We start from the raw sequence: 21,622 nt of genomic DNA, 5'->3' as shown, positions 1-21,622 counted from the left end.
AAGGAGCGGGCGCATGAAGGCGTTGAGGGTCGGATACGTGACCGGCGCGCTTCTGGGCGCGCTCTGGGCGGTGGTGGCCTTCATCACCGTGGCCGTGGTCATGAGCTTTGCCACCGGAGAAAGCGTGCGGCCCTCGGGCTCGGGCGCGGTGCTGGTGGGCGCGATTGCCGGGCTGGTGGCCGTGCGTTGGCAGAACCGCTGGCTGACCGACGGCGCGGCGCTGGCGGCGGCGCTGGCGCTGGCGGCCGTGGGAGTGGGCGCGCTGCGGTTCGGCGAGGACACGGCAATGGGCCTGCGGGCGGCGGCGCTGATTTTCGGGGCGGGGGCCACGGGCATTCCGCTGGTGCGCTACCTTGACGGGCTGCCCGCGGGCGCGCTGACACGGCACCAGTTCGAGGGGGCGGTGATCCGGGCGCTGATGGGGTTCGGCTACGTCTTCTTCACCGCCATCGTGGTCATTCCGTTCTACGTGATGGTGATGACCTCGCTGAAGAACCAGGCGGAGCTGATCGCCAACCCGCTCGACTTCTCCATCGACCTGTCGCAGGGCTGGGGGCTGTTCCGGTCCTATGTGGAGCTGATCCGGGACTTCAACTTCGGCCGTTACCTCTGGACCTCGTTCTACATCTCGGTGCTGACGGTGTTGATCACGCTGGCCTTCGCCATTCCCGGCGCCTACGCGGTGGCGCGGCTGAGGTTCGCAGGGCGGGCGATGTTTTCGCGCTCGATCCTGCTGATCTACATGGTGCCGATGATCGTTCTGGCGCTGCCGATCTACATCGCCTTTTCCATGACCGGGCTCAGGAACTCCATCGCCGGGATCGTGATGATCTACCCGGTCACGACCATTCCCGTGGCGCTCTACATGCTGCAGGGCTACTTCCGCGGTCTGCCGGCGGAGATCGAGGAGGCCGGGCTGATGGACGGGCTGTCGCGGCTGATGGTGATCTGGAAGATCACCCTGCCGCTGTCGCTGCCGGCGCTGGCCTCCGTGTCGCTCTATGTCTTCATGATCGCGTGGAACGAGTTCCTGCTGGCCTTCATGCTGCTCGACGATCCGTCGAAGTTCACGCTGACACGCGGCATCGCCTCGCTCAATTCGTCGGAGATCCCGCGCCAGCACCTGATGGCCGGATCGGTGATCGCCACGGTGCCGATCATGGCGCTGTTCCTCGGGCTGGAGCGGTTCATGACCAAGGGCCTGACGGCGGGGAGCGTGAAGGGATGAGCGGTGTGCATCGGGGCATATGGGGTGCGGGGTGCGTGACCGGAATGAGGGGGGCGGCATGACCGACCTCGACGCCACCGCGCGCCGCATCCTGCAGGGCAACGACCGGGGCGGGTACACCGTGCCCACGGCGGGGCTTTATCCCTACCAGTGGAACTGGGACAGCGTCTTTGCCGCCATGGGGTTCGCCACCTTCGACACCGACCGCGCCTGGCAGGAGGTGGAGACGCTGCTGTCTGGACAGTGGCCGAACGGCATGGTTCCGCACATCCTGTTCCACAAGGTGGAGCCCACGTATTTCCCGGGCCCGGACGTCTGGGGTGGGGTTGGTCCTGTGCCGTCCTCGGGGATATCGCAGCCGCCCATCGCCGCGACCTTCATCCGGTACCTGGCCGATCTGGACCCCTCGGCCGCGGATCGGGCGAAGGAGATGGTCGGCCCGCTCACCGACTGGCACCGATGGTTCTTCGACTGGCGGGGGGAGAAGGGCGCGATCTGTGTCAGCCACCCTTGGGAGACGGGGCGCGACAATTCTCCGGACTGGGACGCGGCCTTTGCCGCCATCGAGCCCGCCAACCTCGACGCCTACTACCGGCGCGACACCACCCATGTGGCCGAGGACGAACGCCCGCGCCGCTGGGACTACGACCGCTACCTGACGCTGGTGAAGCTGGGGCACGACTGCGGCTGGGACGAGGCGCACCTGCGGGAGGTCTCTCCCTTCCGGGTGGCCGATCCGACGATGACCTTCACCCTGCTGCGCGCCAACCGGGACCTCCTGGCCCTGGCGCAGCGGTTCGGGGCGGAGACGGCAGAGATCGAGGGCTGGATCGCCGCCATCGAAGCCGGATCGGAACGGCTGTGGAATGCGGAGATCGGCGCCTACGACACCTTCGACATGCGGGCGGGCAAGCACTCCGGCGTAATCTCCAACGCGTCCTTCCTGAACTGGTACGCGGGTGTCAGGCCCGAACGGATGCTGGACCACTTCGACCGGATCGCCGGGGTCTTGCCCTACGGCGTGCCTTCGGCGGACCCGCAGCAGCCGGGGTTCGAGCCGAAGCGCTACTGGCGGGGGCCGGTCTGGGCAATGATGAACTGGCTGATCGCCCTCGGGCTGCGCGACGCGGGCCACGACGGCCGCGCCACCGCGCTCTGTGACACCACGCGGAGCATGATTTCGACCGGCGGGTTTGCCGAGTATTTCGACCCGCGCGACGCGTCGCCTGCGGGCGGGCGAGATTTCACCTGGACCGCGGCCACCTGGCTGGCCTGGGCCACACCGACTGCGAAAGGATTCCCATGGCAAGCATAGAGCTGAAGGCCGTCGAGAAATGGTTCGGCAACGTGCAGGTCATCAAAGGCGTGGACCTCGCCATCGAGGAGGGCGAGTTCATCATCTTCGTAGGCCCCTCGGGCTGCGGGAAGTCGACCCTGCTCAGGATGATCGCGGGGCTGGAGGAAACCTCGCGCGGGCAGATCCTGATCGACGGGCGCGACGCCACCGCCGAGGCGCCCTCGCAGCGCGGGCTGACCATGGTGTTCCAGAGCTACGCGCTTTATCCGCACATGTCGGTGCGCGACAACATGGGGTTTTCGCTGAAGGCGGCGGGCGTGCCGAAGGAGGAGATCGCGGCGAAGGTCGACCATGCGGCGGATGTGCTGAAGCTGGACGCCTATCTCCACCGGCGGCCAAAGGACCTGTCAGGCGGGCAGCGGCAGCGGGTGGCCATAGGCCGGTCCATCGTGCGCGACCCGACCGCGTTCCTGTTCGATGAGCCGCTGTCCAACCTCGACGCCGCGTTGCGGGTCGAGATGCGCTACGAGATCGCCAAGCTGCACCAGTCGCTGAGCGCCACGATGATCTACGTCACCCACGACCAGGTGGAGGCGATGACGCTGGCCGACCGGATCGTGGTGCTGGAAGGCGGGCGGATCGCGCAGATCGGTGCCCCGCGGGAGCTGTACGAACACCCTGCGAACCTGTTCGTCGCGCAGTTCATCGGCAGCCCGAAGATGAACGTCTTTTCCGCCAGCCTCTCGCGCGGGATAGACGAGGGCGCGCGGGCCGCGCAGATCGGCATCAGGCCCGAGCACATCACGCTGGTGGAACCCGGCGGCGGGCACATGGACGGGACGGTGGACGTGATCGAGTATCTGGGCGCCGACACCTTCCTGATCGTCGACTGCGGCGATGCGGGGCGGATCACCGTGCGCACGGACGGCGAGTCGGCGCGCAGCCCGGGCGACCCGGTGGGCCTGCATTTCGCGCCCGGCAAGGTCCATGCCTTTGACGCCGAGGGGCTGGCGATCTGACTGCGAATGCCTTGGCGGGCTATGGTCCTGCGCCTGACGCGACCCTTGGAACGCGGCGGAGGGGTGCTGCCGATCACGCCCGGTTTCGTTCATTCGTAAACATTTTATTTGATTTTCGCCCTTCGTTTGATACGCATTCCTTCATGAGGCCGGACGGGAAATCCGGCCCAAGGGAGGAACATCATGAAAAGAACGTCCGTCGCGCTTGCCGCGATTCTCGCCGTCGTGGGTCCGCTTTCGGCGCAAGCCCAGGAAGTCACGCTGCGCCTGTCGCACTGGATTCCGCCGACCATCGCGCCCGCCACGAAGGGCGTCGACCCGTGGGTGGCCTCCGTGCAGGAAGCCTCCGAGGGTCGCATCGCGATCCAGGTCTTCCCGGCGCAGCAGCTTGGCAAGGCGCCCGATCACTACGACATGGCCGCGCAGGGCATCGTCGATCTCGCTTGGGTGAACCCTGGCTACACCGCCGGCCGTTTCCCGATCTACTCCGCCACCGAACTGCCGTTCATGTCCGATGACAACGTCAACGGCACCAAGGCCATCCACGAGTGGTACCTCGCGAACGGCGCCGAGACGGAGATGTCGGACGTGAAGGTCTGCTTCGTGCATTCCCACGCGCCGGGTGCCTTCCACTCCAAGGTGCCTGTGACCAGCCCGGAACAGGTTAAGGGCATGAACGTGCGCCCGGCTCATGCCACCATCGCGCGCTTCATCTCTCTGCTGGGCGGCGGCCCCGTGCAGGTGCCCGCGCCGGAAGTGCGTGAAGCGCTGTCCAAGGGCACCGCGGAGGCCGTGACCTTCCCGTGGGGCGCCATGTACGACTTCAAGCTGACCGAGGAAGTGCCGGTTCACCTCGACATGCCGTTCTACCTGTCCGCACAGGTCCTCGTGATGAACAAGAACAGCTACGAGGGCCTCTCGGACGAGAACAAGGCCGTGATCGACTCCCACTGCACGCCGGAATGGTCGGGCAAGGTGTCGGCGGGCTGGGCCGAGGACGACATGGCCGCCAAGGACAAGCTGAAGGCGGACGACACCCAGTCCTTCAACACCCCGACCGAGGAAGAGGTCGCGGCGTGGCGCGAGGCCGCTCAGCCGCTGGTCGAGGAGTGGAAGCAGGCCGTCTCTGCCAAGGGGGGCGACGCCGATGCCATCCTCGAGGCCTACAAGGCCGCGCTGCAGAAGTACGACGCGGACTACTGACCTGACTGACGGGGCAGGGCGCTCCATCTGCGCGCCCGCCCCAGCCAAGCCTTTTCTCCGGAGACCCCATGTACGAACGTCATCCATCCGGGCGGCCGGTCCGCCGGGTCATCTCGGTCATTGAACGCATTGCAGGCATCGTTCTCGGGCTGGTCACGATCCTGATCGTGGCGTCTGCCATCGGGCGCTACGGCTTTGCACGGCCGGTTCCGGATGCCTTCGACCTGTCGCGGCTGGTGCTGGGCGTCGCCGTGGCCTGGGGGCTGGCGTCGGTCGCCTGGCACGGCACCCACATCAAGGTGGACCTGCTGGCTCAGGCGCTGTCGCCGCGCGCACGGACGGCCGTCAACGGCTTTGCCTGGTTCGTGCTGCTGGTCTTCACCGCGCTTCTGGTGTGGAAGATCGGTGAGCGGACGCTGGCCGCGATGTCGGGCGGGGACGCCACCATGGACCTGCGCCTGCCGCACTGGCCGTTCTTCGGCGCCATCTGGCTGGGCACCGTCGCGGCCTTCTTCGCCACGGCCGTGCGGCTCTGGCGGATCGTGCGCTTTGGCAGCGACCTGGGCGAGTTCGACGGTATCGATGAACAACTTCTGAAGGACCAGACGGTCGGGGAACGCAACAATGAGCGGTGAACTGATCGCCACGCTGGGCTTTGTCGCCCTCTTCGGGCTGATGGCGGTGCGGGTGCCCATCGGGATCGCCATGGGGCTGGTCGGCATCGGCGGTTTCGCGGGTGTCGTGGGCTGGCGTCCGGCGCTGAACCTGCTGTCGCAGTCGCCCATCGCCACCATCACCGATTTCAACCTGACGCTCATCCCGTTCTTCGTGCTGATGGGGGTGCTGGCCACCAACTCCGGCATGTCGTCGGAACTGTTCCGCGCGGGCCGGGCGTGGCTGGGCGGGTTCAAGGGCGGGCTTGGCCTTGCCTCTGTCGGGGCATGCGGCGGCTTTGCGGCGATCTGCGGATCGTCGGTGGCGACCGCCGCCACGATGACCAAGATCGCCTACCCGGAGATGAAGCAAGCGGGCTATTCGGACGCCGCCGCCACCGGCATCATCGCCGCAGGCGGCACCGTGGGCATCCTGATCCCGCCCTCCGTGGTGCTGGCGATCTACGGCTTCATGACGGAGACGGACATTGGCGAGCTGTTCATCGCCGGGGTGGTTCCGGGCATCCTCGCCGTGGTGATGTACATGGCCACCGTGCGCCTGTGGTACGGGCGCGACCTGCCCGCCGCCGACAAGTTCACCCTGTCCGAGGGGCTGGCCGCGCTGAGGGGCGTCTGGGCCGTGGGCCTGCTGTTCGTCGCGGTCATCCTGTCGATCTACTTCGGCATCGTCACCGCGACGGAAGCCGCCGCTGTCGGTGCACTTCTGACCGCGCTGATCGGCCTGGCCCGGCGCAAGCTGACCATGACCACGCTGCTCGACAGCCTTGTGGAGGCGCTGCGCACCTCCGTCTCGATCTACGTGGTGCTGATCGGGGCGACGCTATTTGGTTATTTCCTGGCGATTACGCAGGTCCCGCAGGAGCTGACTTCTTTCCTCACCACGCTGGGGGCGGGCAAGTATGGCACGCTGCTGCTGATCCTGCTCCTGTTCCTCGTCATGGGCTGTTTCCTCGACGCGATGGCGATGATCATCCTGATGATCCCCATCGTCTTTCCGGTGATCCAGCAGCTTGGCTTCGACCCGATCTGGTTCGGCATCATCATCGTGATGACCGTGGAACTGGGTCTGATCACGCCGCCGGTGGGGATGAACGTCTATGTCATCAACTCCATCGCGCAGAAGGTCAGCCTGACGACGATCTTCAAGGGCGTGCTGCCGTTCGTCGTGGCGGACGTGCTGCGGCTGGCCCTGCTGATCGCCTTTCCCTTCATCGTGCTGGCGCTGCCGGCCAGCATGAACTGATGGCGGGGCAGGGATGACAGGGCAGGGGCGCATCCGGACGATTGCCGATCTGGAGGCGCTGGAGGCCCTTGGTCTCGAGGCCTTCCTGCCGCACCGCAGCCCGTGGGAGATCCTGCGCGCGCAGGCGGAGCGGCAGCCGGGCGCCACCGCGATCCGCTACCTGCACGATGCGGCGGACCCGTCGCGCGACGAGGTGGTGAGCTATGCGGACTTCGCCGGGCGTATCATGGGCGCGGCGCGGCTCTTCCGGCAGCACGGGGTCACACCCGACCGCGCCGTCGCCCTGCTGACCCCGCACAGCGTGTCAGGGCAGGTGGCGCTCTGGGGCGCGCAGGTGGCCGGTCGCGCCTGTCCGATCAATCCGATGCTGAAGCCCGACCACGTGGCCGCCCTGATCCGCGCGTCGGACGCCGCGGCCGTTGTGATTGCCGGGATGAGCGACGAGATGGCGGTCTGGGCGCAGCTTGTCCCGGCCCTGCGCACCGAGGGCATCGACCTGCCGATCTTTGCCTGTGACGCCGATCACGCCAGTCCCGGCTCGGACGGGACGTTCGAGACGCTGATCGCCATGGGCGGGCCTGAGGTGACGCCTGCGGGCGACGAGAGTGCCATCGCCGCCTTCTACCACACCGGCGGGACCACGGGGCAGCCCAAGCTGGTCTGTCACAGCCGACTGAACGAGGCGCATGTCGCCCGGTCCTGCGCGGTCATGCACGATCTGTCGCCGTCGGACGTGATGGTGAACGGCTTCCCGTTGTTCCATGTCGCCGGCGCCTTCGTCTACGGCCTGTCGGTTCTGTCGGCAGGGGGCACGCTGGTCGCGCCGGGTCGTCTGGGGATGCGCAACCCGGCCTTCATGGCGGATATCTGGGGGCAGGTGGAGCGGCTCGGGGTTACCGTCATCGGGGCGGTGCCCACGGTCCTCTCGGCCCTCAGGGCGCGGCCGGTGAATGCCGACATCTCCTCGCTCCGCTGGCTGCTGACCGGCGGCTCGCCTCTGCCGACGGAACTGGCCGAGGCCGTCGAAGGCCACACGGGTGTTCCGGTGCGCAACATCCTCGGGATGACCGAAAGCGCCGGGGCCATCGCGGTGGAGCCGGTGCACGGCGGGCGCACGCCGCTGTCCTGCGGGCTGCGCCTGCCGTTCACCGAAGTGGCGATCCTTGGCGAGACGGAGGGTGAGGCAGATCCGGCGCGCCCCCTGCCCAGGGGCGAAACCGGCATCGTTGCCACACGCGGACCGAACGTCGCGGCGGGCTACTCCGATCCGTCGCGCAACGCGGGCACCTTCCTGCCGGAGGGCTGGCTGGTGTCGGGCGACCTGGGACGGCTGGATGCCGAGGGGCGCCTGTTCGTCACCGGGCGCAAGAAGGACATGATCATCCGCGGGGCGCACAACATCGACCCGCAGATGATCGAGGACGCCCTGCTGGCGCATCCGGAGGTCACGAATGCCGCCGCGGTGGGGATGCCGGACGCCTACGCGGGCGAACTGCCGGTCGCCTTCGTCACCGGCGCGGTGACGGAGGCCGCGATGATCGCCTTCCTCGGGCAGCGGATAGAGGACCCGGTGGCGCTGCCGAAACGCATCGCGGTGGTCGAGGCGCTGCCGCTGACACCCATAGGCAAGATCTTCAAGCCGTCGCTCCGGGCGGAGGCGATCCGCTGGGCCATTGCCGCCGCCGCCGAGAGGCTGGGCATCGTTGCCAAGGTCGATGTCGCCCCGAACCTGGAGACACGCATCACCACCTCGGCAGGTGACGTGGAACGGTTGTCCGACGCACTGGCGGGCATGCCGATCACCTTCACGGTGGAGGCGGGCTGAGCGTCAACCAAGCTCCAGCGTGGCGACGGCGTAATAGGCGGGCGCTGTGCCTTGCGGGGCAGGGCCGCAGTGCATCCGCGCGGTCTGGAAGACCGGCTCGAACCCGATGGTGCGGACCAGAGTCTCAAGCGCCGACCCCTCCGGCACGTCGATGAACACCGGCCCGCGCGGCGCGCAGGAGAGCAGGGTGCGGACCTCTGCCTCCGTCTGCGCAAGAAGCGGCCCGATCTTCGTGCCGGAGTGGCAGAGGCGATGGGTCGCGAATGCGGCGGGTGCCCCTTCGGGACCGATGACCCAAGTCCGGCGCGTCTCTGTCCCCTCGAACCACGCCCTGGCAAAGCCGTCGCGGGCGTGTCCGCAGGCGGCGCGGTCCATCTGCATCAGCGCCGCCATGTCCCCCGCCTGCGCGGGGCGCGCGGTGCTGTCCCCCTGCGGGACGGCCTCAAGGCAATGGCGCAGGGTGCGTCCGGCGAAGACAAAGCCGGAGCGGGCATAGTTCGCCTGCTGTTCGGCCACGCCGTCCAGCGTGACCGTCCTGCCGCCTGCATGTCCCAGCGCCGCCTGCCACAGCGCAAAGCCGTGGCCCTGTCCGCGGTACTCCGGCCGGCAGATGTAGAGTCCGAGGAAGGCGTGGGCGTCGTCGTGGTTCACCACCGAGATCGCTGCCACCGGGGCGCCGTCGATCTCCGCCAGGAAGAAACCCCCGGGATCGGCGGCATGGAAGGCCGGGGCGTCGTCGAGGCCGGGGTTCCAGCCCTCTGCCTGTGCCCAGTCCAGCACCATCGCCAGCTCGCCCTCGGTCATCGTTCTGATCTTCACGGCGCCAATGCCTCTTTGAGGGACCGCGACGAGGCCTGACGGTCGCGCAGGTCGAGTTGCGAATGCAGGTCGACGAGGTGGCTTTTCATCAACTCCTCTGCCCGCGGGCCATCGCCCTTCGCCAGCGCGTCGAGCAGCGCGTGATGCGCGTGTTTCTCGCACAGGGCGCTTTCGCGGCGCCAGTAGAGCGCGATGATCAGCGACGACCGGGCGATGAGCGCGGTGATGACATCCGCAATGGTGCCATGGTCGGCGATGCGGGCGATCTCGATATGGAACTGTCCCGAGAGGTGCAGGGCCTTGCCGTGGTCGCCATCGGCCAGCGCCGCGTGCTCTTCATGGATATGCCGTTCCAGCGTTGCGAGGTGCGCGTCCGTGATGCGCAGCGCCGCGCGCCGGGCCATGAAGGGTTCCAGCAGGGCGCGTGCCTCGAAGACCTCGTGCGCCTCGCGGGTGGAGGGCTGCGCGACGAAGGCGCCGCGGTTGCGCCTGATCTCGACCAGCTGGTGATGCGCAAGCGATTGCAGGGCGGCGCGGATGATCGTGCGCGACACGCCGTAGATCTCTGCCAGCTCGTCCTCGCCCAGCTTGGTGCCCGGTTCCAGCCGCCGCTGGTGGATGGCCAGCGTCAGCGCACCGGCGATGCGGTCCGACTGGGGCAGGCGGGGCTGCATGGCAGAGGCGCCCGATGGTGTTTTCTCGAATTCAGCGTTCATGGCGACTCGGTTGTCGCAGGTCGGGAGAACGTGCTCAAGATTCGCCGGTGTTGTATGGGTGTGGAATGGTGATTGTATACAACTTTGTGCCCAATATCTGATCCGCGCCCCCTTCCGTCAGCCTGATTTCGCGGCAGAAAAAGAAAATGCCCGTCCCCGACAGGGTGAATGCTTCCCCGATCACGGGTCTCGCCGCACTGATGACCCAATAACGGACGAGGGACGGACATGGGCGCGACCGGCAAGGATCTGGAACTGGTGAACGTGACCAAGCGCTACGGCGAGACAGTGGCGGTGGATGCCATCAATCACCATTTCGCGCCCGGCACCTACGCCTGCCTTCTGGGGCCGTCGGGCTGCGGCAAGAGCTCGACCCTGCGGATGATCGCGGGCCACGAGACGGTGTCGGACGGCTCCATCGTGCTGGGCGGAACGGACGTGTCCCACCTGCCGCCGGCAAAGCGCGGCACCGCGATGATGTTCCAGAGCTACGCGCTGTTCCCGCACCTCTCGGTGGCCGAGAACGTCGCCTTCAGCCTGAAGATGAAGGGCGTGGACAGGCCCGAACGTCTGAAGCGCGCGGGCGAGATGCTGGAACTTGTCGACCTGTCGCGGCTGGCCGACCGCTTTCCCGACCAACTTTCGGGCGGGCAGCAGCAGCGCGTGGCGCTGGCCCGCGCGCTCATCACCCGCCCGCAGGTCCTGCTGCTGGACGAGCCGCTCTCGGCGCTCGACCCGTTCCTGCGCATCCGCATGCGGGCAGAGCTGAAGAAGCTGCAACGCGAGCTGGGGATTTCCTTCATCCACGTGACCCACGGGCAGGACGAGGCGCTGGCGCTGGCCGACGAGATCGTTGTCATGAACAACGCCGTCATCGAGCAGGCCGGGTCGGCGCGGGACGTCTTCAACGCGCCGCGCACCGCCTTCGTCGCGCGTTTCCTTGGCGGGCACAACGTCATCGCGCTGCCCGAGGGCAAGGTTGCCGTGCGCTCGGACGCAGTGCGCATGACCGATGCGGGCGCCGGACGGATGCCCGCGCAGATCACCGCGGTCGAGTACCAGGGCACACATGTGAACGTCACCGCCGCCGTGGCGGGGGAGCAGGAGGTGACCGCACTCCTGCCCGACGCGCTGTACTTCGCGCAACCAAGACACCCGGGCGAGCCTGTCGGCCTGACCTGGGAAAACGACCAGCAGCACCCGCTGCAGGCCTGACCTGACAATAGGGAGACCAACAGAATGACCATTTCCAGACGACAGCTTCTGAAGACCGGCACGGCCGCCGCCGCGGCCAGCACGCTTGGCGCACCGATGATCTGGGCGCAGAACATCAAGGACGTGACGCTGCGCCAGTTCGGCACCGGCGTGTCGAACCTCAACGAGGTGGCGCAGAAGGTGAAGGAAGACCTTGGCTTCACGCTCGAGATGACGGCGCTCGATTCCGACAGCGTGACGCAGCGCGCGGCGACCCAGCCCGACAGCTTCGACATCGCCGACATCGAGTACTGGATCTGCAAGAAGGTCTGGCCGACCGGGAACCTGCAGGCGATGGACGTGTCGAAGATCGCCAATTACGACAAGATCGTCGGCATCTTCAAGGACGGCAAGCTGACGCCCGAATCCGTGATCGGGCAGGGCACGGCACCGCACACCGTGGGCTTCACCACCGGCCCGGACGGCACCGATTTCGCGGACGAGCAGACCAACTGGATGACGCTCATCCCGACGATCTACAACGCCGACACGCTGGGCATCCGCCCCGACCTGATCGGCCGTCCCATCGACACCTGGGCCGAGCTGCTGAACCCGGAGTTCAAGGGCAAGGCCTCGATCCTTGACATTTCGTCGATCGGGATCATGGACATGGCCATGGTCTGCGAGGCCATGGGCGAGATCCAGTACGGCGACAAGGGCAACATGACCCGCGAGGAGATCGACAAGACCATGGCGATCTTCACCGAGGCGAAGCAGAACGGCCAGTTCCGCGCCTTCTGGAAGTCCTTCGACGAGAGCGTGAACCTGATGGCCTCTGGCGAGGTGGTGATCCAGTCGATGTGGTCGCCGGCGATCACCGCGGTGAAGTCGAAGGGCATCCCCTGCGTCTACCAGCCCCTGAAGGAAGGCTACCGGTCCTGGGGCGGCGGCATCGGCCTGTCGAAGTCGCTGTCGGGCCTCGAGCTGGACGCGGCCTACGAGTACATCAACTGGTATCTCTCCGGCTGGGTCGGCGGGTTCCTGATGCGCCAGGGCTACTACTCGGCGGTGCCGGAGACCTCCAAGGACCACATGTCCGAGAACGAGTGGGGCTACTGGTTCGAGGGCAAGGAAGCGGCCGAGCCGATCACCAACCCCTTCGGCGACGTCATGGCGCAGGCCGGGGAGATCCGCGACGGCGGATCGTTCGAGGACCGCATGGGTGCCGTGGCCTGCTGGAATGCCGTCATGGACGAGAACCAGTACATGGTTCGCAAGTGGAACGAGTTCATCGCCTCGTAAACGGTTTCGCCGCCCCTGCGGGCGGCGACCGGCGGGGGCGCCTGCCTGCGGCAGGCGCCCCCGGACCATCGCATCGTCCGGACAGGGGTCTTGTGCGGATGCTGCCGAGGGGGCTCTGCCCCCGCCCCTGCGGGGCCCCCCGAGGGTATTTTTGCCAAGATGAAGGTCCGGGAAGACAGGGCCCGGGAAAACAGGGGAAGAAACCGGTATGCCGAAGTCGCTCAAGAGCCTGCTGATGGTGTCGCCGCTGGCGGCGGTGATGCTGGTGTTCCTCGTGCTGCCGATCCTGATGATCGTGGTCGTCAGCTTCTGGCGGGCGACGGAGTTCTCGGTCATTCCGGCGTTTTCCTTGGAGAACTACGAGTTCCTCTTCGGTTCGCCCGTGACCTACAAGGTCTTCCTGAACACCTTCAAATACGCGCTGATCACCTGGGTGTTCACGCTGGCCATCGGTTTTACCGTGGCATATTTCCTGGCCTTCCACGTGCGCAGCCAGAACATGCAGATCGTTCTGTTCCTGCTGTGCACCATCCCGTTCTGGACCTCGAACATCATCCGCATGATCTCGTGGATTCCCTTCCTCGGGCGCAACGGCATCGCCAACTCGACGCTTCTGTCGATAGGGGTGATCGACCAGCCCGTGGAGTGGCTGCTGTTTTCCGACTTCGCGGTGATCCTGGCCTTCGTGCACCTTTATACGCTGTTCATGGTGGTGCCGATCTTCAACACGATGATGCGCATCGACCGGTCGCTGATCGAGGCGGCGCGGGATGCCGGTGCCTCGGGGCCGCAGATCCTGTGGAACGTGATCGTGCCGCTGACCAAGCCCGGCTTCATGATCGGCACGATCTTCGTGGTGACGCTGGTGATGGGCGATTTCATCACCGTGCGGATCATGTCGGGGTCGCAGTCGGCCAACGTCGGGCGGCTGATCTCCAACGATATCGCGCTGCTGCAGTACCCGAGCGCCGCCGCCACCGCCGTGATCCTGCTGGTGACCGTGCTGATGGTGATCGGCATCCTTTTGCGGTTCGTCGACATCCGGAAGGAGCTTTGAGCGATGCCTTTGCCGACACCGGCCTTGCCGCCCGCCATTGCGGCGCATGAGAGCCGGGCCCGTGCGGCCCGGTCCAAGCCCCAGCCCCTGTCCCAGACCAAGTCCCGGAGGACCTGACCCATGGAACCGCGTCCGCGCTCCTTCTACGTGCTTGCCGCCTTTTTCGGGCTGTTCCTGCTGTTCCTCTACGGGCCGACGATCACCATCGCCATCCTGTCCTTCCAGGGGCCGCAGGGCGGGCTGACCTTCCCGATGAACGGCACGTCGGTCTACTGGTTCAAGGACCTGTTCGAGCAGCAGGCGGTGGGCGACATATGGGGCAGCTTCCGGCGGTCCTTTGCGCTGGGGTTCATGGTCATGGTGACGACCGTGGTGGTGTCCGTCATGGGCGGGCTGGCCTTCCGGTCGCGGTTCCCGGCCTCCGGGCTGCTGTTCTACCTGATCATCACCTCGCTGGTGATCCCGTCGATCCTCGTCTCGCTGGGGGTCGGGCTGATGTTCTCTCAGTCGGGGATGAAGGTGCACTGGGCGTCCTCCGGCTTCGGGTCGCAACTGACATGGACGCTGCCCTTCGGCCTTCTGATCATGTTCGCGGTCTTCAACCGTTTCGACAAATCCTACGAGGAGGCGGCGCGCGACCTCGGGGCGACGCCGTGGCAGACCATCCGCCATGTGGTGCTGCCGATCATCGGGCCGTCGCTGATCGGCGTGGCGCTTTTCGGCTTCACCCTGAGCTATGACGAGTTCGCGCGCACGCTTCTGACGGCGGGCAGCTACAACACGCTGCCGCTGGAGATCTACGGCATGACGACCAACGTCACGACGCCTGTGCTCTATGCGCTGGGGACGCTGACGACGGTGTTCTCCTTCCTGATGATCGGGGTCTTCCTGCTGCTGGTGACGCTGACCGCGCGCCGCAAGGCAAAGGCCGGGTCGGATGCCGGCAAGGGGATGGTATGATCGTCCTCATCAATCCCAATTCCACCGTCCTCATGACCGAGGCGATGACTGCCGTGGCGCAGGATGTCGCGGGGCGTATGAAGGTGGAGGGCTGGACCTCGCACGGCGGGCCGCCGTCGATCCAGGGGCGCGAGGATGGCGATGCCGCCGTGCCGCCGATGCTGGAACTGGTGCAGAAGGCCTGCCGCGACGGGGCGGAGGCGATCCTGATCGGCTGCTTCGACGACACCGGGATAGCGGAGGCGCAGAAGCTGGCGCGCTGTCCGGTGATCGGGATCGGGCAGGCGGCCTATCACCTGGCTGCGGCGGTGGGCGGGCGGTTCTCGGTCGTGACGACGCTCGACGTGTCGGTGCCGGTGCTGGAGGAGAACGTCGCCAGCTACGGCCTTGCCCCGTCGCTGGGCCGGATCCGCGCGAGCGGTGTGCCGGTGCTGGAGGTCGAGAAGGCCGAACCGCGGATCATCGACGAGATCCTTGCCGCAGAAGCGGAGGACGGCGTGGGCGCCGTGGCGCTGGGATGCGGCGGCATGGTGGGGCTGATGGCGCGGGCGCAGAAGGAGACCCGGCTGATCCTGGTCGACGGTGTGCGCGCCGCGACCGGTATGGCCCGCGCTCTGATCGCCTGACCGTATAAGCCATTGGGATTGCACTCCGGTTCCGGACGGGCAAAGGTGGCGCCGGAACAGATCGGGGAGGGCGGTTTCATGCGGCATGGTGGCAGGCTTCTGGTGGAGTGCCTCGTGGCACTGGGCGCGCGCAAGGCGTTCGGCGTGCCGGGGGAGAGCTATCTCGCGGTGCTCGACGCGCTGCACGATACCGAAGGCGCGCTGGACTACGTGCTGTGCCGCAACGAGGGCGGCGCGGGGTTCATGGCGGCGGCCTGGGGCAAGCTGACCGGCACCCCCGGCATCTGCATGGTGACGCGCGGGCCGGGGTCCACCAATGCCTCCATCGGGGTGCACACCGCCCGGCAGGACAGCGCGCCGATGCTGCTGTTCGTGGGGCAGGTGGCGACCGACATGATGGGGCGCGAGGCCTTCCAGGAGGTCGACTACCCCGCGGTCTATGGCACCATGGCGAAATGGGCGGTGGAGATCGACCGGGTCGAGCGCATTCCCGAGATCGTGTCGCGCGCCTGGACCGTGGCCACGACCGGGCGGCCCGGTCCGGTGGTCATCGCCCTGCCGGAGGACATGCTGTCGTCCGAAACCGACGCGCCCGCGATTTCAGGCCCGGTCGAGATCCTGCCGCCTGCGCCCTCCGGCCCGGCGGTGGCCAGGGCGCGCGAGATCCTGCAGGGCGCGAAACGCCCGCTTCTGTTCTTCGGGGGGAGCAACTGGACGGAGGCCGGCAAGGCCGCGCTGCGCCGCTTCGCGGAGGAGAACGACATCCCCGCGGTGGCCGTCTTCCGCTATCTCGACATGTTCGACAACCACTCTCCGGCGTTCTGCGGACATTCCGGTGTGGGCATGTGGCCCTCCACCCGGAAGCTGATCCAAGAAGCCGACGTCATCCTCGCTATCAACTTGAGATTCGGGGAAAATTCCACCGGGGGCTACACGCTGCTGAAGGTGCCGGACCCGGAGCAGACGCTGATCCACGTGCATGGCAGCGACGGCGAACTGGGCAAGGTTTACCGCCCCGCGCTGGGCGTCCATGCCGACCCGTCCGCCTTTGCGGAGGCGCTGGTGGCGGCGGGTCCGCTGGGGCCGCGCGACGGCACCTGGCGGGCAGAGGCGCGGGCGGCCTTCGAGGCGGGGTTCGAGCTGCCGGAGCAGCCCTCGCCGGTGGACATGGGCAAGGTCATGGCACATCTGGCGGAGGTCCTGCCGGACGACGCGATCCTGACCAACGGGGCGGGGAACTTCGCTGTGTGGCCGGGCTATTTCTTCCGCTACGGCGGGGCACAGCGCCTGCTGGCGCCGCAGTCCGGGGCCATGGGCTACGGGCTGCCGGCGGCCATCGCGGCCAAGGTCGCGCACCCCGACCGCACCGTGGTCTGCTTTGCCGGGGACGGCGATTTCCAGATGACCAGCCAGGAGCTTGCCACCGCCGCGCAGGCCGGGGCGCAGCCCGTGGTGCTGATCCTGAACAACGGCATCTACGGCACGATCCGCGCCCATCAGGAACGCCACTACCCGGCGCGTGTGTCGGGCACCACGATGGTCTCGCCCGACTTCGCGGCGCTGGCCCGGTCCTACGGTTTCCACGGAGAGCGGGTGTCCCGGACGGAGGACTTTGCCGCCGCCTTCGACAGGGCGCTCGCCTCGGAGACGGGCGCGGTGCTCGACCTCGACATTTCCGAGGAGGCGCTGACGCCGCGGGTGACTCTTTCGCAGATGCGCGCCGCAGCGCAGAAATCGGGGCGGTAAGGCGGCACTGGCTGCGGTCTTCGGTCGCCTGAAAAGGTGACCGGAGGTGCGGGCCGTTCAGGTTTTCTTTATCGTTTTTATCCAATGTCTTGAGGGAAACACTTCGAGTATTTCCTGAACTGCGGGCCGCGGTCCCGGCCCGCGCCGATGCGTCTGCGGCAAGCCGGGTTGAGAACCCCTTCCGACCGGGTTTTGTGAATGAAACGTGCAGGCTGCGGCCGATGCTTAAGGCTGCGCGCGCCGCAAGATCTGGCAGCGGCGCAACGGCCCCGCCACAAGGGGTTAACGCCGCCCGCCGCCGGTTAACCGGATGTTATGGGGCAAACCGGCCGGTTCGGCCCCCGTTTCCGGCCGGTTGGTAACCTTTGTGCAGAGGCTCGGCATTCACCCTTTGTCAGCGATTAACCTTTGGCACCCCGCCCGCCCCTCAGGCCTCCGCCCAGAGCCCCTCGGCCAGCGCCTTCAGCCGCAGCGCCTCCTGCCAGCGGTTCGACATCTCGCGCCCGGTGGCGTCGGTCATCGCGTATTCCGGCGGGCCAAGCTCGCACAGGAAGGTCAGCGGCGTCTCGGGGTGCACGGCCTTGTAATGGCCGAAGCCCTCGCGCCAGATCGCGGTGAACAGCTCCAGCCACTTGGCGTTCTGCGGGAAGTCCAGCTGCAGCTGGATCTGCTGGCGGCTGGCGACCCGGCCCTGGAAGCTGTCGCAACGCTGCAGGATGCGGGTCAGGAGGCCGCGTTCGAAGGCGCCCAGCGGCAGCTTCCATTCCCGGTCCACGAGGTAATGCGACAGGTCGCCGGACAGCCGCATCTCCGGTACGGCGTCGATCAGTTCGAGCGTGGTGAAAAGGTCGTTGGTGATGCAGTTGCGATGCGTCTCGAACTGCACGGGAACGCCTTCCTCCTCCGACATCTCGATCCAGGCGCGGACCACGGGGATGGCGCCCGCGGTGCTCAGCGGAAAGACCTGCCCGATGAGGTTCACGAAGGGCGAGCCGAAGTCCTTCGCCATCTTCAGCGTGTCGCGCAGGGCGGACACCGATCGGGGGAAGGCCACGATCAGCGGCACCAGCCCGTGGTGGCGGATGTGCGGCAGCACGTCGTGGGCGGTCTGCACGTCGGCGGCGCCGAGGTCGATCGCCAGCCCGTGAAAGCCCGCGTCCTTCACCATGCCGCAGATCGCGTCGTAGGGCAGGGTTTCGCCGCTCTGGTCGTGCGGAGACATCGCCCAGAGCGACTGGAAGACCTGCAGCGTCACGCCGCTTCGATCCGCGCGCTGGTGCCGTTGCCGCGCGGCACGATCCAGACCTCGTCATAGGGGTAGTCCGCCTCCGACTTGGCCGAGAGCTTGCGGATCACCTCCACCTGGAACTCGATCCAGCCCATGGCGTGCGGCGCGGCGCCGTTCTTCTTCATCTCGCCGTCGAGGTCCTTCAGCTGCCAGAAGGGCACGGCGGGGAAGCTGTGGTGCGCGGTGTGATAGGGCATCTGCCAGCAGAGCCAGCGCATCACCGCGTTGGTGCGGGTGGAGCGGGTGTTCTCGAGGATGTTGTCCTCGTGGCTGAGGCCCAGATGCTCGATGGTGTTCTGCAGCTGGTGGACCGGCTTCATCACCACCATCGGCGCCAGCCACAGGAGCACGGCGGCCCAGCTTTGCGTGACAAGCGACAGCACGGCCACGGCGGCATAAAGCGCGGCATGGATGCGCGCCTCGCGGATCACCTGCGCGTGCTGCTCGGGGCGGATGTAGGGTTCCAGCACGATCCCGCGCGAGAACCGCACGATCCGCGCGACGCGGCTTTGCCAGTAGGTGACGCCCCAGAACCACAACAGGTAGGTCTTCAGCGTGTAGGGTTCGCGCGTCAGCTCGCCGTCCTTCTCCCAGTTCTGGGTGTGCTGGTGGTGCGCCCAGTGCTGGATCTTGTCGAAATCGCGGGGGTAGATCATCAGGAATCCGATCAGCCGCCCGAAGACCTCGTTCAGCCGCCGGGTGCGGAAGACGGTGTCATGCGACAGCTCGTGCTGCCCGGCGTAGAGAAAGTTCAGAAGCACCCCGTGCGCCATGAAGAGCGGGATCGACCAGAGGCTTGCCCAGGTGGTCCAGAGCAGCGTGCCGGTCAGGGCGATGGCGGCGAAGTGGCTGCCAAGCTGCAGCGCGCCGCGCAGGTCGGAGCGTTGCATCAGGGCGCGCAGGCGGGTCGGGGCGATCAGGTCGCGGCGGGAAAACGTGGCTTGCATGGCGCGGAGCCTAGGACACTCCCCGCCGTGACGGCAAGCGTCACGCGCGCCGCGCCGGCAGCACCCCACAGGAAATGCCCAAGCCGCAGGCAGCCCGCCCCCCCACCGGCCGCAGGCACGTCGCCCGGATGCCCCGCACCGATCCCCCTTCATCTTGGCCCAAATACCTCCGGGGGGTCCGGGGGGCGGAGCCCCCCGGCGGATCGGCGCGCGGCAGCGCGCCGAGACCGCTCAGGCCCAGCGCCCGCCCGACAGTTCGGTGATCTCGCGCGCCGCCTCGCGCACCGCCGTGCCCAGCTCCGCCACCCGGTCGGGCGAGAAGCGCGCCGTGGGGCCGGAGACGGAGATGCCGGCGCAGGGCTCCCCCTGTTCGTCGCGGATCGCCGCGCCGATGCAGGACATGCCGGGGTGCCGTTCCTCGAGGTCGAGCGACCAGCCGCGCCGCGCGGTCTCCGACAGGTCGGCGCGCAGGGCCGTTTCGGTGGACAGCGTGCCGGGCGTATAGGCGTCGAAGGCGATGCGTTCCATCACCCGCGCCAGCCGGTCGGGGCGCAGCGCGGCGAGGATCGCCTTGCCGGTGCCGGAGGCATGCATGGAGGTGCGCGTGCCCGGCGGAAAGAAGGCGCGGATCGGGTTCGGCGTCTCGACCTGCCCGATGAAGACCACCTCTGCCCCGTCCGGCACGGCGAGGTTTGCGGTTTCGCCGGTGTCGGCCATCAGGCGGCGCATGACCGGGCGGCCGACCTCGGCCACGGAGGTGCGGGCAAGGAACGAGAGGCCGGTGCGGTAGGCCTCGATCCCCACGCGCCATTCCTGCCGCTCCTCGTCGAAGGCGGTGTAGCGCTGGGCCTGAAGGGTCGTGAGGATGCGGTGGGTGGTGGCAGTGGGGATGTCGGTCTCGCGCGCGAGGTCCGAGAGCGTGGCCGACTGCCTGCGCGCCACGGCCGAGAGCAGCATCAGCGCCCGGTCGAGCGACTGCAGCCCGCCGGCGGAGCTTTCCTTGAAGGCGGACTTGGGGCGGCCGCGGGGGCGTCTTTCGGGGGGCATGGGCGGCTCCTTTCGGGGGCTTGGAACGGCGGGTCGGGGCGTCCGGACCGGGGCATTTGCGGGGGCTCGCGGGACGGAAAAACTCTCTGCGCTGCGGCGTTCCGGGAAAATGAGAAATGGAATCGTGAGGCGGAACAGGGGCTTGCCCCTATTTTCCGCTGAGTGAAAATGTTTTTCAAGAAAATTGCAAGCGCGGGGCGGATCGCGGATGCTGAGCCCGACCGGAGGAGATCCCATGAGCAACCAGAACCCCGTTTTCATTCCCGGCCCGACCAACATGCCGGACCGTCTGCGCGCGAAAATGCTGGCGCAGACGATGGACCACCGGGCCCCCGATTTCGCCGGGGTGTTCCGCCCGATGCTGGAGGACACGAAAAAGGTCTTCGGCACCACCGAGGGGGAGGTCATCACCTTCCCCGGCTCCGGCACCGGCGGGTGGGAGGCGGCTGTGGCCAACACGCTCTCGCCCGGCGACAGGGTGCTGGTGGCGCGGTACGGGCTGTTCAGCCACAAGTGGATCGACCTCTGCCAGCGTTTCGGGCTGGACGTGCAGGTGATCGACGTGCCCTGGGGCGAAGGCGCGCCCGCCGCGCGCTTCGAGGAGATCCTGAGCGCCGACACGGGCCACGAGATCAAGGTCGTGCTGGTGACCCACAACGAGACCGCGACGGGCGTACTGTCGGACGTGGGCGCGGTGCGCCGGGCGATGGACGCCGCGCGCCACCCGGCGATGATGTTCGTCGACTGCGTGTCCTCGCTGGCCTCCGTCCCGTTCCACTTCGACGCCTGGGGCGTGGACGTGGCGGTGTCGGGCTCGCAGAAGGGCTTCATGCTGCCCGCCGGCATGGCGATCACCTGCGTCTCGAAGAAGGCGATGGCGGCGATGGAGCAGGCCCGCCTGCCGCGCTGCTACTTCGATTTCCGCGACATGCTGGCGAACAACGCCAGGGGCGGCTTTCCCTATACGCCGCCGCTGCAGCTGATCTACGGGATGCGCGAGTCGCTCGACATGCTGTTCGAGGAGGGGCTGGAGAACGTCTATGCCCGCCATGTCCGTCTGGCGGAGGGGGTGCGCTGCGCCGTCTCTGCCTGGGGGATGGAACTGGTCGCGGCCGCGCCCGAGCTTCGCTCGCCGACGGTGAGCGCGGTGCGCGTGCCGGAGGGCTTCGACAGCAACGCGCTGACCGATCATGCCTACACGGCGTACGGCGTGTCCTTTGGCGTCGGGCTGGGGCAATTGAACGGCAAGGCCTTCCGCATCGGCCACCTGGGCATGCTGACCGACGTGATGGTGCTGTCGGGGCTGGCCACGGTGGAGATGGCGATGGCCGACCTGGGCTACCCGGTGCGGCTGGGCAGCGGGATTGCGGCGGCGCAGGAGCATTACCGGTCGAGCCGGGGCGCGGGCGCCCTGCGCGACGCGGCCTGAGG

Annotated in this window: 19 protein-coding genes; 14 read left to right on the top strand and 5 right to left on the bottom strand. The window is 67.5% G+C overall.

Annotation, left to right across the window (positions count from 1 at the left end):
- Window positions 1-13: 13 nt before the first annotated feature.
- From CDO87_RS02505 to CDO87_RS02475, 7 genes are all read left to right on the top strand, one after another.
- Window positions 14-1,228 (top strand): carbohydrate ABC transporter permease, encoded by a 1,215-nt coding sequence (locus CDO87_RS02505; protein WP_100927295.1) that lies wholly within the window; start codon window positions 14-16, stop codon window positions 1,226-1,228.
- 58 nt (window positions 1,229-1,286) lie between these two features.
- A complete protein-coding gene (locus tag CDO87_RS02500) occupies window positions 1,287-2,543 on the top strand; it encodes an MGH1-like glycoside hydrolase domain-containing protein (RefSeq protein ID WP_100927294.1) in 1,257 nt (418 codons plus the stop codon).
- Entirely contained in the window at window positions 2,531-3,544 is a 1,014-nt protein-coding gene (locus CDO87_RS02495; protein ID WP_100927293.1) for an ABC transporter ATP-binding protein, read from the top strand. Before CDO87_RS02500 ends, CDO87_RS02495 begins: the two co-directional genes overlap by 13 nt.
- 183 nt (window positions 3,545-3,727) lie before the next feature.
- Window positions 3,728-4,747: a TRAP transporter substrate-binding protein gene (locus CDO87_RS02490; protein WP_100927292.1), complete on the top strand. Its 1,020-nt coding sequence runs from the start codon at window positions 3,728-3,730 to the stop codon at window positions 4,745-4,747.
- Between the two features lie 68 nt (window positions 4,748-4,815).
- Window positions 4,816-5,382, top strand: a complete 567-nt coding sequence (locus tag CDO87_RS02485; RefSeq protein WP_100927291.1) for a TRAP transporter small permease — start codon at window positions 4,816-4,818, stop codon at window positions 5,380-5,382.
- The gene (locus CDO87_RS02480; RefSeq protein ID WP_100927290.1) at window positions 5,372-6,664 is read left to right on the top strand and encodes a TRAP transporter large permease; all 1,293 of its coding nucleotides are present in this window, start codon (window positions 5,372-5,374) and stop codon (window positions 6,662-6,664) included. Before CDO87_RS02485 ends, CDO87_RS02480 begins: the two co-directional genes overlap by 11 nt.
- A gap of 13 nt (window positions 6,665-6,677) precedes the next feature.
- Window positions 6,678-8,489: an AMP-binding protein gene (locus CDO87_RS02475; protein WP_100927289.1), complete on the top strand. Its 1,812-nt coding sequence runs from the start codon at window positions 6,678-6,680 to the stop codon at window positions 8,487-8,489.
- A gap of 3 nt (window positions 8,490-8,492) precedes the next feature.
- Here CDO87_RS02475 and CDO87_RS02470 read toward each other — a convergent pair whose 3' ends face one another.
- A complete protein-coding gene (locus tag CDO87_RS02470; protein WP_254698296.1) occupies window positions 8,493-9,308 on the bottom strand; it encodes a GNAT family N-acetyltransferase in 816 nt (271 codons plus the stop codon).
- Window positions 9,305-9,982, bottom strand: coding sequence for a GntR family transcriptional regulator (locus tag CDO87_RS02465; protein ID WP_198521871.1), 678 nt, complete (start codon window positions 9,980-9,982; stop codon window positions 9,305-9,307). Before CDO87_RS02465 ends, CDO87_RS02470 begins: the two co-directional genes overlap by 4 nt.
- A 270-nt stretch (window positions 9,983-10,252) precedes the next feature.
- On the opposite strand from CDO87_RS02465, the gene CDO87_RS02460 reads away from it, so the two are divergent.
- The 6 genes from CDO87_RS02460 to CDO87_RS02435 all read left to right on the top strand — a co-directional run bounded on the left by CDO87_RS02460 (window position 10,253) and on the right by CDO87_RS02435 (window position 16,909).
- Window positions 10,253-11,239, top strand: a complete 987-nt coding sequence (locus CDO87_RS02460; protein ID WP_100927286.1) for an ABC transporter ATP-binding protein — start codon at window positions 10,253-10,255, stop codon at window positions 11,237-11,239.
- A 24-nt stretch (window positions 11,240-11,263) separates the two neighbouring features.
- Window positions 11,264-12,520, top strand: a complete 1,257-nt coding sequence (locus CDO87_RS02455) for a PotD/PotF family extracellular solute-binding protein (protein WP_100927285.1) — start codon at window positions 11,264-11,266, stop codon at window positions 12,518-12,520.
- A 208-nt stretch (window positions 12,521-12,728) separates the two neighbouring features.
- Window positions 12,729-13,577, top strand: coding sequence for an ABC transporter permease (locus tag CDO87_RS02450; RefSeq protein WP_100927284.1), 849 nt, complete (start codon window positions 12,729-12,731; stop codon window positions 13,575-13,577).
- Between the two features lie 120 nt (window positions 13,578-13,697).
- Window positions 13,698-14,537, top strand: a complete 840-nt coding sequence (locus CDO87_RS02445) for an ABC transporter permease (RefSeq protein ID WP_100927283.1) — start codon at window positions 13,698-13,700, stop codon at window positions 14,535-14,537.
- Window positions 14,534-15,163: an aspartate/glutamate racemase family protein gene (locus CDO87_RS02440; RefSeq protein WP_100927282.1), complete on the top strand. Its 630-nt coding sequence runs from the start codon at window positions 14,534-14,536 to the stop codon at window positions 15,161-15,163. The genes CDO87_RS02445 and CDO87_RS02440 overlap by 4 nt, the downstream gene beginning before the upstream one ends.
- A 78-nt stretch (window positions 15,164-15,241) precedes the next feature.
- The gene (locus tag CDO87_RS02435; protein WP_100930811.1) at window positions 15,242-16,909 is read left to right on the top strand and encodes a thiamine pyrophosphate-dependent enzyme; all 1,668 of its coding nucleotides are present in this window, start codon (window positions 15,242-15,244) and stop codon (window positions 16,907-16,909) included.
- Between the two features lie 427 nt (window positions 16,910-17,336).
- Here the strand turns inward: CDO87_RS02435 and CDO87_RS02430 are convergent, their stop codons facing one another.
- The 3 genes from CDO87_RS02430 to CDO87_RS02420 form a co-directional block, all read right to left on the bottom strand.
- Window positions 17,337-18,164, bottom strand: coding sequence for a sugar phosphate isomerase/epimerase (locus tag CDO87_RS02430; protein WP_100927281.1), 828 nt, complete (start codon window positions 18,162-18,164; stop codon window positions 17,337-17,339).
- Window positions 18,161-19,144, bottom strand: coding sequence for a fatty acid desaturase (locus CDO87_RS02425; RefSeq protein ID WP_100927280.1), 984 nt, complete (start codon window positions 19,142-19,144; stop codon window positions 18,161-18,163). Before CDO87_RS02425 ends, CDO87_RS02430 begins: the two co-directional genes overlap by 4 nt.
- A 231-nt stretch (window positions 19,145-19,375) precedes the next feature.
- A complete protein-coding gene (locus CDO87_RS02420; protein WP_100927279.1) occupies window positions 19,376-20,191 on the bottom strand; it encodes an IclR family transcriptional regulator in 816 nt (271 codons plus the stop codon).
- Window positions 20,192-20,426: 235 nt separating this feature from the next.
- Between CDO87_RS02420 and bhcA the strand changes: the two genes are divergently transcribed.
- A complete protein-coding gene (gene bhcA / locus CDO87_RS02415; RefSeq protein ID WP_100927278.1) occupies window positions 20,427-21,620 on the top strand; it encodes an L-aspartate--glyoxylate aminotransferase BhcA in 1,194 nt (397 codons plus the stop codon).
- Window positions 21,621-21,622 lie beyond the last annotated feature (2 nt).

The sequence above is a fragment of the Sagittula sp. P11 genome (assembly GCF_002814095.1).
In the GTDB taxonomy this organism is placed as follows: domain Bacteria; phylum Pseudomonadota; class Alphaproteobacteria; order Rhodobacterales; family Rhodobacteraceae; genus Sagittula.
This window is presented reverse-complemented; position numbering and strand designations above follow the sequence as displayed.

What these genes read in the sequence shown, in the direction of transcription:
- CDO87_RS02425 (WP_100927280.1), bottom strand. Translation starts at nt 19,144, where the DNA reads ATGCAAGCCACGTTTTCCCGCCGCGACCTGATCGCCCCGACCCGCCTG.
- CDO87_RS02445 (WP_100927283.1), top strand. Translation starts at nt 13,698, where the DNA reads ATGGAACCGCGTCCGCGCTCCTTCTACGTGCTTGCCGCCTTTTTCGGG.
- CDO87_RS02490 (WP_100927292.1), top strand. Translation starts at nt 3,728, where the DNA reads ATGAAAAGAACGTCCGTCGCGCTTGCCGCGATTCTCGCCGTCGTGGGT.
- CDO87_RS02450 (WP_100927284.1), top strand. Translation starts at nt 12,729, where the DNA reads ATGCCGAAGTCGCTCAAGAGCCTGCTGATGGTGTCGCCGCTGGCGGCG.
- CDO87_RS02475 (WP_100927289.1), top strand. Translation starts at nt 6,678, where the DNA reads ATGACAGGGCAGGGGCGCATCCGGACGATTGCCGATCTGGAGGCGCTG.
- CDO87_RS02495 (WP_100927293.1), top strand. Translation starts at nt 2,531, where the DNA reads ATGGCAAGCATAGAGCTGAAGGCCGTCGAGAAATGGTTCGGCAACGTG.
- CDO87_RS02505 (WP_100927295.1), top strand. Translation starts at nt 14, where the DNA reads ATGAAGGCGTTGAGGGTCGGATACGTGACCGGCGCGCTTCTGGGCGCG.
- CDO87_RS02500 (WP_100927294.1), top strand. Translation starts at nt 1,287, where the DNA reads ATGACCGACCTCGACGCCACCGCGCGCCGCATCCTGCAGGGCAACGAC.
- CDO87_RS02460 (WP_100927286.1), top strand. Translation starts at nt 10,253, where the DNA reads ATGGGCGCGACCGGCAAGGATCTGGAACTGGTGAACGTGACCAAGCGC.
- CDO87_RS02455 (WP_100927285.1), top strand. Translation starts at nt 11,264, where the DNA reads ATGACCATTTCCAGACGACAGCTTCTGAAGACCGGCACGGCCGCCGCC.
- CDO87_RS02440 (WP_100927282.1), top strand. Translation starts at nt 14,534, where the DNA reads ATGATCGTCCTCATCAATCCCAATTCCACCGTCCTCATGACCGAGGCG.
- CDO87_RS02435 (WP_100930811.1), top strand. Translation starts at nt 15,242, where the DNA reads ATGCGGCATGGTGGCAGGCTTCTGGTGGAGTGCCTCGTGGCACTGGGC.
- bhcA (WP_100927278.1), top strand. Translation starts at nt 20,427, where the DNA reads ATGAGCAACCAGAACCCCGTTTTCATTCCCGGCCCGACCAACATGCCG.
- CDO87_RS02420 (WP_100927279.1), bottom strand. Translation starts at nt 20,191, where the DNA reads ATGCCCCCCGAAAGACGCCCCCGCGGCCGCCCCAAGTCCGCCTTCAAG.
- CDO87_RS02485 (WP_100927291.1), top strand. Translation starts at nt 4,816, where the DNA reads ATGTACGAACGTCATCCATCCGGGCGGCCGGTCCGCCGGGTCATCTCG.
- CDO87_RS02480 (WP_100927290.1), top strand. Translation starts at nt 5,372, where the DNA reads ATGAGCGGTGAACTGATCGCCACGCTGGGCTTTGTCGCCCTCTTCGGG.
- CDO87_RS02465 (WP_198521871.1), bottom strand. Translation starts at nt 9,982, where the DNA reads ATGCAGCCCCGCCTGCCCCAGTCGGACCGCATCGCCGGTGCGCTGACG.